We start from the raw sequence: 16332 nt of genomic DNA on the forward strand, positions 1-16332 counted from the left end.
CGACACGACATGGGGCCGTCATGCGAAGCGCCCCGAGATCGCGTGGATCTCGGGGCGCTTCGTCACCTCGGTAGGCGTGGAACCGGGTCGGTCGTGCCGATCAGGGGTTCACCGTGACCGGAACGTTGGTCGTTCCGCTGCCGAAGGAGACGGAGATCGTCGTCGTGCCGGCGACCAACCCCGTCACCATCCCCGACGACGAGACCGTCGCCACGGAGGATTGGAACGACACGAAGGTCGGCGGGCGCGTGGCCCGCAGGATGTTGCCGCTGCCGTCCTTCAGCACCCACGTGAGCTGCACGTTCTGTCCGACCGAGACCGTGATCGGATTGGGCGACACCGTCACCGTCGCTACCTGCGCCGCCACGACCTTGAGCGTGTTGCTCGTCACCTGGTCGAGCGTGAGGTTGATGTTCGCCGTCCCGGCGGTCACGGCCGAGACCACGATCCCCGTCGCCACCGTGGCCACCGATGCAATTGGCGAGTTGTCGTTCAGGATGCCGACGACGCGACCGGTCATCGAGGGGATCACCGCGCCGGTCGAGTCGCGCATCGCCGGGTTGTACTGCTTGGGCGTGTCGCCCACGACCAGCGTATCGGTGGTGGGAGTGAAGGTCACCGAGAGGACCGGGACCAGCGTGACCGTCACCTGCAACGCGGGCGACGAGCGTCCGTCGATGTCGGCGGTGATCGTCGTCGTCCCCACCCCGACGCCCGTGATCAACCCGCTCGCCGAGACGCTGGCGACGGTCGGGTTGTTCGTGAACCAGTTGGCCGTCTTGCCGGGGATCGGCTGGTTCTGGTTGTCCAGCGCCTGCGCGCTGACCTGCACCGACGTGCCCACGCGGAGCAGCTGCGGATTGGACGGCGTCAGTCGTACCGACGACACCTGCGGCGACACGTTGGCCACGGCGTCGTTGGACTTCACGCCATCGACCGTCACGCTGATGCGCGCCGTCCCAGCCCCCGTCCCCGTGACCACGCCCGTGTTGTTGACCGTGGCAACGATCGAGCTGCTCGACAGCCACACGACCTGCCGATTCGCCAGCGACGACACGACCTTCCCCGCCGAGTCGATGACGGTGAGCGTGAGCTGGCGGGTGAGCCCAGTCCCGAGCGCGAAGTTATCCGGATCGATGGTGACCGTCTTGGCCGGCACCTCCGACACGTTGACGGTGAGCGACGCCGTGCGCAGTTCGATCTCGGCGGTGATCGTCGCCGAGCCGACCGCGAGGGCGGTGACGACCCCCTGCTGGCTCACCGAAGCGACCGTGGGGTTGTTGGTGAACCAGGTGACGCTGCGGCCGGTAAGCACACCGCCTGTCGCGTTGCGCGGCGTCGCCGTGATTTGCAGCTGACCGCCGACGCGCATGATCTGCGCGACGGGGGGATTCAGTGTCACCCCGGCGACCGCTTCACGCGCCACCGTCACCACCACGGCGGCCGACTTTCCCTCGACCGACGCCGTGATCGTCGACGTCCCTTCGGTCACCGCGGTCACCAGCCCCGTCGTGCTCACCGAGGCGATGCTCGGGTTGGACGCCGAGTAGGTCACGGTCCGACCGCTGATGGACGAGCCGTCGGCCGCCACCAGCGTCGGGGTGATCTGGCGCTGGTTGCCGGTGTTGAGCGTGAAGTCGCCCGTGTTGAGCTGCACCCGGTCGACCGGGGCGATGATCTTCACCGTTGCCTCGATGAATCGACCGTCGGATGTCGCGCGGAAGAGCCCGAGCCCGATCGTCTTCCCCGCCACGACCCCCGTGGTGGGGTCGACCGTGAAGACGGTCGGCGCCGAGGAGGTGTAGGTGATCTTGCGCCCGTCCTTGATCTCCGTGCCGTTGAGGTCGAAGAGCGTGATGGCGAACGGATTGGCGGACGTCGTCTGCCCCGTATAGAACGAGTCGACCTGCGGGAGGATGCGGAGCGAGGCCAGGGCGATCGGCGGGATGCTCTCGGTGCAGCCCGCAGCGCCCAACCCGGCGACGGCCAGGAGCGCCGCGGAGAGGAGGCGCGAACGGCGCGTGCGGGCACGCAGGGATCGGTCGAAGTCGGAGGTGTGCATTCGATCGGACGGAGTGATGATCCCGGAGGTGGAATCTTGGGGTGGAAGTCGATCGGCGCCCTTGAGCGACACCGAATCGCGCCTCCGCCCCCGACCTCGGGTGAGTATAGCTGGACCGCCCCCCTCGACCATCGCCGAGGTGTGGCAATCTGCTACCCCCTTACGGACGAGCAGGTTGCCGGACGGGATACCGCATTGGAGCAAGCGCGGTGCCAGACCCGGAAAGCTCTGCCGGTTACCGGATCGCCTCGAGCTGGGCGGTGAGCACCGCGGGGTCGCTCGTCGGGACGTCGCAGCGGGCACGTTGGCACACATAGGCCGTCGCTCCCCCCGCAGGCGCGCTCCGCGCGTGCAGCAGCGGGAAGGGGCTCTCAGGCGTGGGGACGCCGCCGGCGAGGACCAGCGAAGGGAGGTACTGTCCCGCCACCACCTCGCGAAGCGAACGGAACGAGGCCGACTCCTCGTCGCCCACGAGCACCACCTCTGTGGCTCCATACAACGCCATGTCGGCCACCCCCAACAGGTGCCCGAAGGCCGAAGGATGCCGCTCGAGCGCGCTCGATACCGAGCGACAGGCCGCGAGCGCGAGCGCCTCCCCGCGCCCCTCGCCCGTCATGACCGAGAGCCGCATCAGGAGATCGGCCATCAGCGAGTTTCCGCTCGGCGTCGCGTTGTCGGTCACGTCGCGAGGCCGGGTGATCAGCGCCTCATGGTCGTTGGCCGTGTCGTAGAAGCGGCCGCTCGCCGGGTCGAAGAAGCGCGCGATCGCCACGTCGGCGATCGCCATCGCGTCTCCCAGCCAGGACGCGTCGAAGGTGAGTGCGTAAAGGTCCAGGAAGCCCAGCGCGACCGCCGCGTGGTCCTCGAGGAAGCCGAACGGCTTCGCCTCGCCGCTGCGCCACGATCGCGCGACGCGTCCGTCCCGCACCATGTGCTCGCGCAGAAACGCCCCGTTGCGCAGGGCGAGCGCCCGGAGTTCCGCATCTCCGAGGATACGCGCGCCGTCGGCGACGGCGCGCAGCATCAACCCGTTCCAGGCGGCGATCACCTTGTCGTCGAGCGACGGCCAGGGACGGCGCGACCGTTCGGCGTACAACGTGGTGCGCGCGCGCTCGACGACCCGGTCGAGCTCGTGCAGCGAGAGCCCGTGGCGTCGCGCCACGACCGACGGGGCGACGGCGACGTGCAGGATCGTGCGCCCCTCGAAGTTTCCGCCGCGCCGTACCCCCCAGTACTCGCGCACGATCTCGGCGTCGCCTCGCAGGAGCGACTCCACCTGGTCGTCACTCCACAGGTAGAACGTCCCCTCGTGCCCCTCGCTGTCGGCGTCGAGCGATGAGTAGAAGCCCCCCTCGGGCGAGGTCATCTCGCGCGTGAGCCAGGTGAAGAGCTGTCGCGTGGTGCGCCGGACCTCGGGTTCCCCCGTCGCCTGCCAAAGGTGAAGCCCCAGGCGAGCGAACAGGGCGTTGTCGTACAGCATCTTCTCGAAGTGCGGCACCAGCCACCGCTCGTCCACGCTGTAGCGATGGATCCCGCCCCCCACCTGGTCGTGGAGCCCCCCGCGTGACATGGCGCTGAAGGTGCGCCGCGCGATGTCCAGCGACTGCTCGGTCCCGGTGCGCGCCCAGTGTCGCAGGAGGAAGTCGAGCGACATCGACGGGGGGAACTTGGGCGCATCGCCAAATCCGCCGTGCTCGGCGTCGAAGCTGCTGGCCAGCGCGCGCGCGGCGCGGTCGAGGATGGGACGCGCCAGCTCGCCCGAGGCGCCGCCCAGCCGGTTCCCCCCCTCGAACAGCTCGCGCAGCTGGCTCGTCGTGCTGGCCACCGAGTCGCGTTTGTTCCGATACGCGTCGCTGATCGAGAGCAGCAGGCGCTTGAACGACGGCATCCCGTGGCGCTCGACCGGGGGGAAGTACGTCCCACCGTAGAACGGCTCGCCGGCCGGTGTGAGGAAGACCGTCATAGGCCATCCGCCGTGACCGGTCATCGCCTGCACCGCCTGCATGTAGATGCTGTCCAGGTCCGGCCGCTCCTCGCGATCGACCTTGATGCAGACGAAGTGCTCGTTCATGAGCGCCGCCGTCGCCTCGTCGGCAAACGACTCGTGTTCCATCACGTGGCACCAGTGACAGGCCGCGTAGCCAATGGAGAGCAGGATCGGTTTGTCCTCGGCAGCCGCTCGCGCCAGCGCCTCGGCTCCCCAGGGGAACCAGTCGACCGGGTTGGAGGCGTGCTGGCGGAGGTAGGGGGAGGACTCGTGCTGGAGGCGGTTGGGCACTGGACGAACGGGACGAGGACGGGAGACGGGAGACGGGAGGAAGGACCCTCGGGCGCCTCGGCGTCGTGATACGCCTGCTAAGCATACGCCGCACACCGGTTGTGCCCCAACTTCGCGCACGGCAGCTTCCCCGCGCACCGTCGAACTCCCGTCTCCCGTCTCCCGTCTCCCGCCTGGAGTCCCATGAGCGATCTGTTGGCCTACCTCGACTCCAACGACGCCCGTTTCCATTCCGAGCTCTTCGAGTTCCTCCGCATCCCCAGCGTGAGCGCCCGCTCCGAACACAACGCCGACGTCGCCACGGCGGCGAACTGGCTGCGCGACCAGATGCAGCGCGCCGGGCTCGACGCGAGCATCCATCCCACCGACGGGCACCCGGTCGTGCTCGGCGAGTGGCGCGGCGCCGGCGCCGGTGCGAAGACCATCCTGATCTACGGCCACTACGACGTGCAGCCCGCCGAGCCGCTCGACCTGTGGGATTCGCCCCCGTTCGAGCCGACGATTCGCGACGGGAAGATCTTCGCGCGCGGCTCGGTGGACGACAAAGGGCAGCTCTACCTGCACATCAAGGCGATCGAGGCGTACCTGGCGGTGCACGGCGCGCTCCCGGTCAACGTGATCGTGCTCGCGGAGGGCGAGGAGGAGGTCGGGAGCGAGCATTTGGCGCCGTTCGTCGAGGCGCACGCCGAGCGCCTCGCGTGCGACGGAGTCGTCATCTCCGACTCGGCGATGTTCGCCCCCGGGCTCCCGTCCATTCTGTCGTCGCTGCGCGGGCTGGCGTACTTCCAGATCGATGTGGATGGGCCGAGTAGCGACCTGCACTCGGGGAGCTACGGCGGGGCGGTGGTGAACCCGGCGATGGCGCTGGCGCGCATCCTGGCCACGTTGCACGACGCGACGGGGCGGGTGGCCATCCCCGGCTTCTACGATGCGGTGCGGGCGTGGGAAGAGTCGGTCCGCGCGCAGATTCGCACGCTCCCGTTCGACGAGGAAGCCTTTCGCCACGAGACCGGCGCATCGGCGTTAGGCGGTGAAGCCGGGTATTCCGTCCTCGAGCGCATCTGGACGCGCCCGACCTGCGAGGTGAACGGATTGCTGAGCGGCTACACTGGCGAAGGGGCCAAGACGGTGCTGCCGGCCAAGGCGATGGCCAAGGTGAGCTGTCGCCTGGTGCCCGACCAGGATCCCGACACGGTCGAACGGCTGCTCAAGGCGCACATCGCCGCGGTGCAGCCGGCGGGGGTGACGGTGACGGTGCGTGCGCTGCACGGCGGCAGGCCGTGGCGCGGCGAACTGGCCGGACCGCTCTTCGACGCGGGGGCCAGGGCGCTGGAGCGGGCGTTCGACCGTGCGCCGGTCATCGTGGGCGAAGGCGGGTCGATTCCGGTGGTACACGACTTCGCGCGCGTGCTCGGCGCCCCGGTGTTGCTCATGGGGTTCGGGCTTCCGGGGGAGAACGCCCACGCCCCTAACGAGTGGTTGAGCGACGCCAACTTCACGGGTGGGATCCGGGCGGCGGCCTTCCTGTGGGAGGAGTTGGGCAAGGCCTGAGCGCGGGGGGTGGGGAGCGGCTCGTGTTGCTGTGATCCCCGTCGTGTTCGCCGAGGACGCCCGGGCGTCCTCAGCGTGGGACAGCGGGGGCGGGGCGGTGGCGCGGGTTCCATCGTAAGTGGCTGATGCGCCGCACGTTATCGTCCGGCCCGGATTCGGCACCGGCTGTGCATACCATGGACTCCGTACCTCACCAGGAGCCACCATGACCCGCACCGTTGTCCGTTCCCGCCCCGTGGCGGTTGCACCTGTCGCGTCGTCGCGCCTTGCCTACGCGTCGCTCGCCCTGCTCGCCCTCGCCGCTCTCGTCCTCGTGCCGTCGCGCGCCCATGCGCAGCGCCCGAGCGTCGCGCGCCTCACGCCGTACGTCGGCTACATGACGTTTGGCGACTACATCGATGGCCCGATCGGGACGCGCATCTCCAACGCCAACTCCGCGGTGTATGGCGTGACCGGGGGGATCGACCTCACGCGCAACGTCTCGCTGGTGGGGAACATCGGCTACACCGACAGCAACGTGCGCGTGGGGCTGCCGATCATCGGTGGGGTCAACATCGCCGACAGCAAGGTGTTGCTGTACGACGGCGGGCTGCAGTTCCGCCTCCCGACCGCGTCTTCGTTAGGCACGGGGATCGCCCCCTTCGTCGAAGTCGGGGCCGGCGCCATTCGCTACGAGGTGCGCACCGGGCCGCTCACCACCAACGCCACCAACTTCGCCGGCAACTTCGGCGGGGGGATCGACCTGCAGGTCAACCGCTCGATCGGGATCCGCGGCGCGGTGAAGGACTACGTCGGCAAGTTCGACTTCAAGGAGGCGACCACCTTCGACCTCAACAGCCGTGTGTCGCACAACGTGGCGTTCACGGTGGGGCTGACGCTGGGCTTCTAGCACGGCGCCAGACCAACGCACGCGAAGGTCGCGAGCGCTCCAGCCACCGCTGGGGCCTCGCAGGAACGAGGGGCGGGGGCGCGCGGTGCGCCTCCGCCCCTCGTGCGCCTGCGATCGTGCGACTCGCGGACAAACGCCTACTTCTTCCACCCCTTCAGGTCGTCCAGCCACACGGGGACGTCGAGGTGTTCCTCCAGCAGTTCGAAGCGGCGCTGCTCCTCGCGCGCGAATCGCTCCTGGTCGGCGTAGAGCCGCTTGGTGATCACCGACGAGTCGAAGCGGTCGTGGGCGGTGGCGGCATCCTTCCAGACGATCGTGTAGCGAAAGTCCCAGCGGTTGGCCTCGCCCGCATGGTTCACCGGCGTCGCGGCCGACATGCTCACGATGCGCCCGAGCTTCTGCTGCTCCAGCAGTACCGGGTAGTGGTTCTTCTTGTATAGCTCGAGCCACTCGGCGGTGTGCCCCCACTTGATCTTGTAGTAGTACTCGACGGCGAAGGGCTCGCCCTTGGCGCCCGCGTCTTGCGCGGCGGCCGAACGGGCGGAGAACGTGAGGGTGGCGCCGATAGCCACGGCGAAGAGGATCCGGATCAGTCGCGTCATGGTCGGATTGGGAAAGGGGACGACGGAATGTATGATGCCGAGTCCGATCCCACCGGCAGGCGCCTCGCGGGGGTGCGTGCGACCTGCCCCGTCGCGCTTCGTCCCGTCCGCCTCCGCAGGCCTCTCATGGCGCCGGGGCGGTCGGATCGCCCCGCCGAGACAACGTTCCCGTCCGCCCCGCGCGTATCGGAGCGGCGAGCAGCCTTTCCACGAATCGGCGCCACGGCCCCGGCGACGATTGGCGAGATCCCCTGTAGCTTGTGGCTGCTTCGGGCCACTGGGTCCGCGCGACCCTGATCACCGTCCAGTCGACACCCTGTGCTCTCCATTTCGATCGCTGCGCTCTCGCTCCTGCTCCCTACCGATCCGCCGGTGGGCGGTGTCTTCAACGGCCGGGCCGGCCAGGTCGACGTCGCGCCGCCACGGCTCGAGCAGAGCATCACGATCGACGGGCTGCTCACCGAGCCGGCGTGGCGCGAGGCGGCGCTCCTCACCGGTTTCTCGCAGTTCCAGCCCACCGACCGGCGCGCGGCGACCGACTCGACCGACGTCCTGGTCTGGTACTCGCCGACGGCGATCCACTTCGGCATCCGGGCCTATGCCCCGCCGGGGGCGACCAACGCGCGCCTCTCCGACCGCGACAAGATCAGCGCCGACGATTACGTGGAGATCATCCTCTCCACCTTCAACGACGGGCGGCAGGCCTTCGTCTTCGGCGTCAACGCGTTAGGCGTGCAGGCCGACGGGACGCTCAACGAGCTGCAGAGCGTGACCTCGAGCGGCAGCTCGGCGACCGCTGCGCGCGCTACCGCCGACCTGAGTGCCAACTTCGTCTACGAGTCCAAGGGGCGGGTCACCGACTTCGGCTACGAGGTCGAGGTCCGGATCCCGTTCAAGTCGCTGCGCTACCAGCCGCGCGACGTGCAGGACTGGGGGTTGCAGCTGGTGCGCAAGGTGCAGCACCTGGGGCATGAGGACACCTGGACACCGGCGCGCCGCGACGCGGCGTCGTTCCTCCAGCAGTCGGGGCGACTGATCGGGCTGCGCGACCTGCGCCGCGGACTGGTGGTCGACCTCAACCCGTCGGTCGTCGCCTTCCAGACGGGACAGCGCAAGGGCGAGGTCGGGTGGGGCTACGTCCCGCAGGGGCCCGAGTACGGCGGCACCGTGCGCTGGGGGGTGACCAACAACCTCACGCTCAACGGCACGGTCAACCCCGACTTCTCGCAGGTCGAGTCCGACGTCGTCGCCTTCCAGTACGATCCGCGCCAGGCGCTCTTCTATCCCGAGCGCCGCCCCTTCTTCCTCGAGGGGATCGAGAACTTCGCCGTCGGCAACAACCTCATCTACACACGCCGCATCGTGCAGCCCGACGTCGCGGTCAAGCTCACCGGAAAGGCGTTAGGCACCAACCTCGCCCTCCTGTCGGCGTACGACGACCGGTCGACGTCGATCACCGGGAATGGGCACCCGATGTTCAACATCCTGCGCGGGACGCGCGACCTCGGGAAGCAGTCGCGCATCGGCGTGACCTACACCGATCGTGTCGACGGCGACGACTACAACCGCCTGCTCGGCTTCGATGGGCGTTTCATCGCCCGCAAGATCTGGTCGCTGGCATGGCAGGGGGCCGTCAGCCGCACGCGCACCAACGACAGTACGGGGGCCCTCGCCCCCCTGTGGGGCGCCACCCTCGCCCGGCAGGGACGCCGCTACAGCTTCTCGGCCCGCATCAACGCCATCGACGAGGACTTCGACGCGCAGGCCGGCTTCCTCTCGCGCGGCGACGTGGTCGACTACATCGTCGCCAACACGTGGACCTTCTTCCGCCCCACCGGCTCGCTGGTGGAGACGTGGGGCTTCACCGTGCGCGGGCAGGGGACGAGCCACTACGACGCCTTCGTGAACGGGCGGGCGTCGCAGGATCGCAAGCTGCACTTCACCTCCAACGCGGCGGTGCGCGGCGGGTGGCGCGTGAGCGGCGCGCTCTTCTTCGAGAACTTCGGCTTCGACAAGGACCTGTACGCCGGCTATCACGTCGAGCGCAACCTGGGCACGCGCAAGGACACCGTCGTCTTCACCGCGGCAGGCGACCCGCGGTTGCACAACATCGACCTGATGGTGACCATCGCCACCCCGGAGTTCTCCAAGTTTTCCGGCGACTTCCAGTACATCGGCGGCAAGGACGAGAACTTCGAGGAGTGGCAGTCGGGGCTGATCCACTTCGTCACGGCCAACCTGCGCTACCGCCCCACCGACCAGCTTCGCATGGAGGGGCAGTACCAGCACCAGGAGTTCAACCGCTGGACCGACGGGACGACGGTCAGCATCCGCAAGGTCCCGCGCCTCAAGGTCGAATACCAGGCGTCGCGCTACATCTTCTTCCGGATGATCGGGCAGTACGACACGCAGGAGAAGCTCGACCGCCGCGACGACGGGCGCACCAACGATCCGCTGCTCTTCAAGAACGCCGATGGCAGCTTCACGCGCCTCGCCGGCTTCAAGCGCAACCGCGTCCGCGCCGACTGGCTCTTCTCCTACCAGCCGACGCCGGGGACGGTCTTCTTCCTCGGCTACGGCAGCTCGATGGACGAGCGCGAGCCGCTCAAGTTTCGCGACCTGCGCCGCACGGCCGACGGCTTCTTCGTGAAGTGGTCGTATCTCTACCGGCTGTAGGAATCCCGCCGGAGACCGGAGGGTGAAACGGCGCCGTGCGGCGCCGTTTCACGTTTCTGCGGCGCCCTACGGCTTCTTCTCCGCCTCCACCACCACCGGCAACTCCGCCTTCTTGCTCCACTCCTCGAACGAGCCGTCGAAGATGCGGGCGTTGTAGCCCAGGCGGCGGGCGGCGAAGTACAGGAGCGAGGCCTGCATCCCGATGTGGCAGTAGGTCACCACCGTGTCTCCCTGCTTCACGCCGGCAGCCGCAAACAGCCGGCTCAGCTTGGGCTCGTCGCGCAGTTGCGTGAGCTCGCCGGTGAGCTGCGAGAAGGGGATGTTGGCCGCGCCCGGGATGTGCCCCGCCCGCGGCATCTGGCCCGGCGAGTAACCGAGGTAGAACTCCGGAGCGCGGGCATCGAGGATGCGCACGCCGCTGGCGCTCGTGTTCTGGCTTACCCAGCCGATGTCGGCGATGACCGAGGCGTCGACGTTAGGCGTGAAGCTCCCCCGCGTCACGGCCGGGGCCTCGCGCGAGATCGTGCGGCCGGCGTCGCGCCACGCATCGATCCCGCCGTCCAGCACCGAGACGCGCCCCTTGAGCCCCAGGTAGTCCAGCGTCACCAGCAAGCGCGCCACCTGCAACGGCTGCCCGTAGATGACGAGTCGGTCGCCATCGTTCACCCCGACGGCCTCGAGCGCCGAGTCGAGTTGGGCCAGGGGAGCCATCTGGCTGCTCAGCCCCTCGAGTGTCGGCGCGTAGGTCGCAAAGGGGAGCAGTCGTGCCCCGGGCACATGTCCCGCATCATACTCCGGGCGCGTCGACGCCGCGTGAATGATGACCTGTCGGGCGTCGGTGAGGTGCTTGGCGAGCCAGTCACCGGTGACGACGAGCGGCACCGCGGCGCTGGGGCGCCCCTGTGCAGGCGTGGGCGAAGGGGCAAGCGCGGAGACGAGCGCCAGCGCGGTGGCGGCGAGGAGGGGCACACGGATCATCAGGGCGATCTCTCTGGCAGAAGCGGGAAGGGAGCAATAAGGTAGCTGGCGTCTCCACGTGGCAAGTCGTCGCGGTGGGACACGACCCTCGCAGCGTGGACGCATGCATCGGCACGGGATGGTGGGACGAATCGATTTCACAGGCGGCGCGTCGCGGCGCGCCGGTCTTCTGGTGGCGACGGTCGTCGTCGCCACCAGCATCCTCGCATGTTCCCCGCAGGCCGAGGTCGCGCAGTCGACCGACTCGGCGGCCGGCACCGGCGGGGCGCCCAAAGCGGCGCAGCCTGCGCCGACGGGGGTGGCGAAGGCGCCCTTCCGTCTCCCGGACGAGTCGGAGATTCGAGACACCGTCATTCTGGCCTCGGTGCGTCGCGGGCGCGCGCTGCTCACGCACACGCGCGATTCGCTCCCCGACCATGTGGGGAGCGCCCTGGTCTGCACCAACTGCCATCAGCAATTCGGTACGCTGAAGAACGGGATGAGCTGGGTCGGGGTGTACGCGCGCTTCCCGCAGTATCGCAGCCGAGCCGGTGAGACGCAGATCATCGAGGATCGCGTCAACGACTGCTTCAAGCGCTCGCTCAACGGCACGCCACTCGATCCCGCCTCGCGCGACATGCGCGATATCGTGGCCTACATGGCGTTCCTCTCCACGGGCTATCCCGTGGGAAGCGAGACTGAGGGGCAGGGACTGCCGAAGATGGAACCGCTCGTCGGCGACACGGTGAGCGGCGCTGCACTCTTCGCGGTGCGCTGTGCGCGCTGCCATGGCGTGTCGGGCGAAGGAACCCCCATCGCCCCGCCCACGTGGGGGCCGCGGTCGTACAACGTCGGGGCCGGCATGGCGCGGGTGCGCACCGCCGCGACCTTCATCAAGCACTGGATGCCGCAGGACTCTGCCGGGGTGCTCACCGCGCAGGAGGCGTTCGACGTCGCGACCTTCATCGATACGCGTCCGCGCCCCGACTTCAAGGGGAAGGAAAAGGACTGGCCGCATGGCGACCCGCCCCCCGACGTCGCCTACGCGACCGATGCGGCACGTCGGAAGGGCGCGGCCAGGCAATAGCCCGGCGGTCGCGCGCCAACGCATGCGTCGTGGCGCGGACTCGTTAGGGCGTGGCCGCGTACTGCGCGCGATCGCGATCGGCGAGTGCCTTGACCCGGTCCATCACGGCGTCGGTAATCTGCTTGTAGGTGCTCCCCTTGCCGGGCATCGCGAGGTAGTCGTCGAGCGCCATCGGTGCGTCGAACCAAACCCGGATGGGTTCACCGCCGCGCCAGTTGCGGCGCAGCTGGTTGGCGAGGTCGTTGTCGAGCCCCGCGATGAAAGTGGGGATGACGATCGGGCGTGCGGCGTGGATGATCTTCCCCGTCCCCGGCTGGAAGCGCATGAACGAGTACGGGTCGGGGTTGAGGTTGCGCCCCCCCTCGGGGTGGATCCCGAGGATGTTCCCCGGCCCGCGCGAGCAGAGGTCGACGAGGATGTCCAACGCATACCGATCGCTCACCCCGTGCGTGGGGAGCGCGAAGAGCGGGGGAAACATCGACCAGAAGGCGAAGAGCTGGTTGAGCGCCAGCCCGGCCAGCGACTGGTAGTAGAACTGTCCCACGACCGGGAAGTACAGTCGCTTGCGCCCCCGAAGTTCGCGGTGCAGCAGGCTCGAGACGACGAAGAGGTCGAAGTACGATCGATGGTTGGCGACGAAGAGCAGCGGGCCGCGAGGAAAGGCATCGCGCACATGCTCGAAGCCGTCCACGCGCAGGAGCTTCCCGGTCGCCAGGGCAATCCACGTGGCGCCGATCGCACGCTGGCACCAGGTCCACGCCCCCTTGAGCGGTTCGCGATTCATGCGCAGCGCCACCTCGACGTGCATGCGCTCGAGCGGCGCCAGCGTCTCGCGCACCTCGCGCGGCAACGGGGCGTCGACCAGCGGGGGGCGCGTCGGACGGGAAGGCCCCTCGGGAGTGTCGGGCACTTCCGTCACGATGCCGCCTCGCGCCAATGCGGGGCCAATTCGCGTCTGGCAGAGCTCGGCTTCGGTGTGCAGCTTGTCCCGCGCGTCTGGCGATCGCCGCCGTCGCTCGACGCCGGGCGCCGGGCGACGAGCCTGGTGGGCGATGGGTGAGCGGGGCGCGTGGGGCCGCGGAGCTCCCCGGATCCGGCGGTCGTGCTGGGTGACATGGCAGGGAAGGGTGTCGAAGGCGCCGGTGGATGGGAAGCGGGGAGATCGATTTCGCAGGGCAACTGCCTGGAGGATGTGGTGATCGAACTGTTTGAGACGGACGGCGCGTGGTGGTGGACGGCGTGGTACGCGTTGCTCTGGATCGGGGTCCTCCCCTTTGCCACCCTCCTCGTCTACACCTTCGTCCGGGTCACGCCGGCGCGGAGCGGCGAAGAAAGCACGTGGCTCAACGGCGCCGTGCTCTTGGCGTTCGTCGTCCTCGTCGTGACATCGTTGGCGAGCGCGCTCCTGTACGCGCACGCACAGCCCGGGCACACCTGGTGGACCTACCTGCTCTGGCTGGCGATTCACTTCGCCTGTTGGACCTTTCTCGGCTCCGGGGTCGTCTTCGCGTCGCTGCAGGCATTGGCTGCGGGGCCTCGCGTGTGGCTGCGGCGCCTCTCAGCGCTGCTCGCGGTGGCCGGCGTGTCGCTCTTCCACTTGGCGTCACTCTTCGCGACCGCGACCTTCAGGGGTCGCCTGTAGGGAGCTGGCGGGTCCCGGCAAGGTGGCGCGGCGCCCGGCCTCCGGGCGGACCGCCCGAGTTAGGCGTCCACGCTCCTTCCCCTCTTTCGGATTCGCCGATGTCCGTCGTCGCCCTCCTTGGGGCCGCCCTCCTGCAGGGCGCGGTCTCCCAGCTCCAGGCCCCGCAACCGGCCATGCGCGACCCGGCCTATGCCGCCGATGGGCGCCTCGCGGTCAGCATCGATGGCGACGTGTGGGTGCAACAGTCGCCCGGCCGTGACGCGAAGTGGCGTCGCCTGACGAGTGGTGCGGCGTGGGATCGCGAGCCGGCGTGGGCGCCGGACGGACGGTCGATCGTCTTCACCTCCGATCGTGCCGGAGGGCTCGACCTGTGGCGCGTGACGTTGACGGCCGACGGTGGGGGACCACCTGAGCGCGTGACGACCGATGCGGCCGACGAGATGGAGGCGACGGTCGGGGGCGACGGGACGATCGTCTTCACGCGCGGGCGTGGCGCGCGCGCGAGGCTGTGGGTGCGCGATGCGGCCGGGGGCGAGCGACGGCTGACTACCACCGAGCTGGGCGAGCGGTGGGCGACGCTGTCGCCCGACGGCACGCGCGTGGCCTACGTGCAGCTGGCGGACGGGGCTCGTCGCCTGCGGGTGCGCGCCCTGTCCGGGCCATCGGCCGACAGTGTGGTCGTGGGAGACCGGGGCGCCGAGCGCCCCACGTGGGCCCCCGATGGCGAGCGCCTGGCGTTCGCGGCCGCCTCGCCGCGCGGGGGGATCTACGTGGCGCCGCGCGATGGGCGCTACGTGAACCTGGTGACGCAGCGGCGCGGCGCCCCGGCCTGGTCGCCGGACGGGCGGGCGCTGGTGGTCGCCGAGGCGGAGGGGGACGAAGCGGGCTACAACGGCGACCCGCGCCGGCTCCCGGATCGAGTCGCCGAGTCGTTAGGCAACGTGGCCCGGCTGCACTGGATCGAGGCGCCGGCCGCGCCCGACGTGCAGCTGGCGACGGCGACCGCGCCCGCCGTCGAGGACCGTCCGGCGCGTAACGCCGAGCTGTTCGATCGCATCTGGGCTCGGCTCGACCGCCTGTACTTTACCGCGCCCGCCGCCGCCGCCCGGCGCGTGATGTGGGCGGCGTTGCGCGACCGCTACCGCCCGCGGGCGATCGCCGCCGGCAGCGACCTCGACGTCGAGCGCGTCGTCCACGCGATGCTGATGGAACGCCCCACCTATCGGGACGAAGCCTCGGGGCGTGCCGCCGTGGCGAGCGCGCACCCGGTGTCGACCGCGGCCGGCCTCGAGGTGCTCGCGAAGGGGGGCAACGTCGTCGACGCGGCGGTGGCGACCTCGTTCGCGTTAGGCGTGGTCGAGCCGGACGCCAGCGGCATCGGCGGCTACGGCGAGATGCTCGTCCACCTCAAGGGGATGGATCGCCCCGTCCTCTTCGAGTTCATGGCGCGCGTCCCCGAGGAGGGCGGACTCTCCAACGCGTCGTTGCTCCAGGATGGGCGCTACCCGTCCGACGGCCCGGTGCTGGCGATGGTCCCGGGAACCGTTGCCGGCATGCATGCCGCGTGGAAGAGGTTCGGCAGCGGCAAGGTCGCATGGGCCGACCTCCTGGCCCCGGCCATTCGCGCGGCACGCGACGGTTACGAGGTGAGCGACGGGCTGGCGACCACGCTCTGGCTGGAGCAGGGGCGTTTCACCAAGTACGAGGGGAGCCGAGCCCTCTTCTTCCGCGACGGCCAGCCGATGGTGGCCGGCGATACGGTACGGAATCCCGACTTGGCGTGGACGCTGGAGCAGATCGCCAAGGCGGGGGCCGACGGCTTCTATCGCGGCGAGGTGGCGCGCCGCCTCGTGCAGGACCTGCGCGGCAAGGGGAACGCCGTGCGGCTGACGGACCTCGCCCGCTATTTCGCCCCCGAGCGCGAGCCGGTGGCCATCACCTATCGCGGCAACACCATCTACTCGAGTGCCCCGCCCGCGAGCGGCGGCGCGATCCTCGCCGGGCAGCTCAACAACCTCGAGCGCTTCGGCGTGCCGCGCCCGCTCACCGACGACCCGGCGTCGCTGCACGCGATGATCGCGGCCTGGCAACTCGCCCCGTCCGGGCGCGGCCGCATCGCCGACCCTTCGCTCTGGCCCGTGAACACGGAGCCGTTCACCAGCAAGGACACCGCCGCGGTGCGATGGCGCTGCTTCTCGCCCACGCGCGCGGTCGATCCGTCGATCTTTCGCGGCGACACGCTGCAGTGCGCGTCACCCGCCGGCGGCAAGTCGTTACGGCACCTCCGGTGCGGCCGGCGACGCCACGCCCCCTGGTGCGTACGCGACCACCGCCGGACGCGATGAGTGCGCGGGGCTCGACCATGCCGACGGAAGCCCGTGCCGCCCGCAGGGGACCACCGCCTTCACGGTCGGCGACGCCGACGGAAACCTCGTCGCGGTCACGCAGACGCTGGGGACGTGGGGAGGGAACTTCTACGTCACGCCGGGGCTCGGCTTCCTCTACAACGACAAGCTGACCTCCTACGGCACCGACCCCAGCCAATACGGGGCGCGACTTCCGTTTGCGCGCCACGGCAGCACCCTGGC

The 16332-nt window shown here is 69.6% G+C and carries 11 protein-coding genes; 6 read left to right on the forward strand and 5 right to left on the reverse strand.

Going from position 1 to position 16332, the window contains the following annotated elements:
• Positions 1-100 precede the first annotated feature (100 nt).
• A complete protein-coding gene (locus IPN47_17650; GenBank protein ID MBK9409831.1) occupies positions 101-2062 on the reverse strand; it encodes an Ig-like domain-containing protein in 1962 nt (653 codons plus the stop codon).
• Positions 2063-2297: 235 nt separating this feature from the next.
• Positions 2298-4571 (reverse strand): thioredoxin domain-containing protein, encoded by a 2274-nt coding sequence (locus tag IPN47_17655; GenBank protein ID MBK9409832.1) that lies wholly within the window; start codon positions 4569-4571, stop codon positions 2298-2300.
• Between IPN47_17655 and IPN47_17660 the strand changes: the two genes are divergently transcribed.
• Together IPN47_17660 and IPN47_17665 are read left to right on the forward strand one after the other, a co-directional pair.
• Complete coding sequence (locus IPN47_17660; protein MBK9409833.1) at positions 4524-5891, forward strand: dipeptidase; 1368 nt, start codon at positions 4524-4526, stop codon at positions 5889-5891. The two genes, IPN47_17655 and IPN47_17660, sit on opposite strands and share 48 nt — an antisense overlap.
• Before the next feature lie 205 nt (positions 5892-6096).
• Entirely contained in the window at positions 6097-6780 is a 684-nt protein-coding gene (locus IPN47_17665; protein ID MBK9409834.1) for a hypothetical protein, read from the forward strand.
• A gap of 137 nt (positions 6781-6917) precedes the next feature.
• Here IPN47_17665 and IPN47_17670 read toward each other — a convergent pair whose 3' ends face one another.
• Positions 6918-7253, reverse strand: a complete 336-nt coding sequence (locus tag IPN47_17670) for a hypothetical protein (GenBank protein MBK9409835.1) — start codon at positions 7251-7253, stop codon at positions 6918-6920.
• 447 nt (positions 7254-7700) lie between these two features.
• On the opposite strand from IPN47_17670, the gene IPN47_17675 reads away from it, so the two are divergent.
• Entirely contained in the window at positions 7701-10058 is a 2358-nt protein-coding gene (locus IPN47_17675) for a carbohydrate binding family 9 domain-containing protein (GenBank protein ID MBK9409836.1), read from the forward strand.
• 66 nt (positions 10059-10124) lie between these two features.
• Here IPN47_17675 and IPN47_17680 read toward each other — a convergent pair whose 3' ends face one another.
• On the reverse strand, positions 10125-11036 hold the full coding sequence (locus IPN47_17680) for a sulfurtransferase (protein ID MBK9409837.1): 912 nt from the start codon (positions 11034-11036) through the stop codon (positions 10125-10127).
• A 103-nt stretch (positions 11037-11139) separates the two neighbouring features.
• Between IPN47_17680 and IPN47_17685 the strand changes: the two genes are divergently transcribed.
• Positions 11140-12102 carry a c-type cytochrome gene (locus tag IPN47_17685; GenBank protein MBK9409838.1) on the forward strand — a complete coding sequence of 321 codons (963 nt, stop codon included), beginning with the start codon at positions 11140-11142 and terminating at the stop codon, positions 12100-12102.
• A gap of 43 nt (positions 12103-12145) precedes the next feature.
• On the opposite strand, the gene IPN47_17690 is transcribed toward IPN47_17685, so the two are convergent.
• Positions 12146-13012: a 1-acyl-sn-glycerol-3-phosphate acyltransferase gene (locus tag IPN47_17690; GenBank protein ID MBK9409839.1), complete on the reverse strand. Its 867-nt coding sequence runs from the start codon at positions 13010-13012 to the stop codon at positions 12146-12148.
• A 285-nt stretch (positions 13013-13297) separates the two neighbouring features.
• On the opposite strand from IPN47_17690, the gene IPN47_17695 reads away from it, so the two are divergent.
• Entirely contained in the window at positions 13298-13744 is a 447-nt protein-coding gene (locus IPN47_17695; protein MBK9409840.1) for a hypothetical protein, read from the forward strand.
• 98 nt (positions 13745-13842) lie between these two features.
• Positions 13843-16089, forward strand: a complete 2247-nt coding sequence (locus IPN47_17700; GenBank protein ID MBK9409841.1) for a gamma-glutamyltransferase — start codon at positions 13843-13845, stop codon at positions 16087-16089.
• Positions 16090-16332 lie beyond the last annotated feature (243 nt).

It is taken from the genome of Gemmatimonadota bacterium (assembly GCA_016719105.1).
GTDB lineage: Bacteria > Gemmatimonadota > Gemmatimonadetes > Gemmatimonadales > Gemmatimonadaceae > SCN-70-22.

Excerpts from the sequence above, each read along its gene's own strand:
- IPN47_17650 (MBK9409831.1), bottom strand. The coding sequence starts at position 2,062 with ATGCACACCTCCGACTTCGACCGATCCCTGCGTGCCCGCACGCGCCGT.
- IPN47_17660 (MBK9409833.1), top strand. The coding sequence starts at position 4,524 with ATGAGCGATCTGTTGGCCTACCTCGACTCCAACGACGCCCGTTTCCAT.
- IPN47_17655 (MBK9409832.1), bottom strand. The coding sequence starts at position 4,571 with ATGGAAACGGGCGTCGTTGGAGTCGAGGTAGGCCAACAGATCGCTCAT.
- IPN47_17665 (MBK9409834.1), top strand. The coding sequence starts at position 6,097 with ATGACCCGCACCGTTGTCCGTTCCCGCCCCGTGGCGGTTGCACCTGTC.
- IPN47_17680 (MBK9409837.1), bottom strand. The coding sequence starts at position 11,036 with ATGATCCGTGTGCCCCTCCTCGCCGCCACCGCGCTGGCGCTCGTCTCC.
- IPN47_17685 (MBK9409838.1), top strand. The coding sequence starts at position 11,140 with ATGCATCGGCACGGGATGGTGGGACGAATCGATTTCACAGGCGGCGCG.
- IPN47_17700 (MBK9409841.1), top strand. The coding sequence starts at position 13,843 with ATGTCCGTCGTCGCCCTCCTTGGGGCCGCCCTCCTGCAGGGCGCGGTC.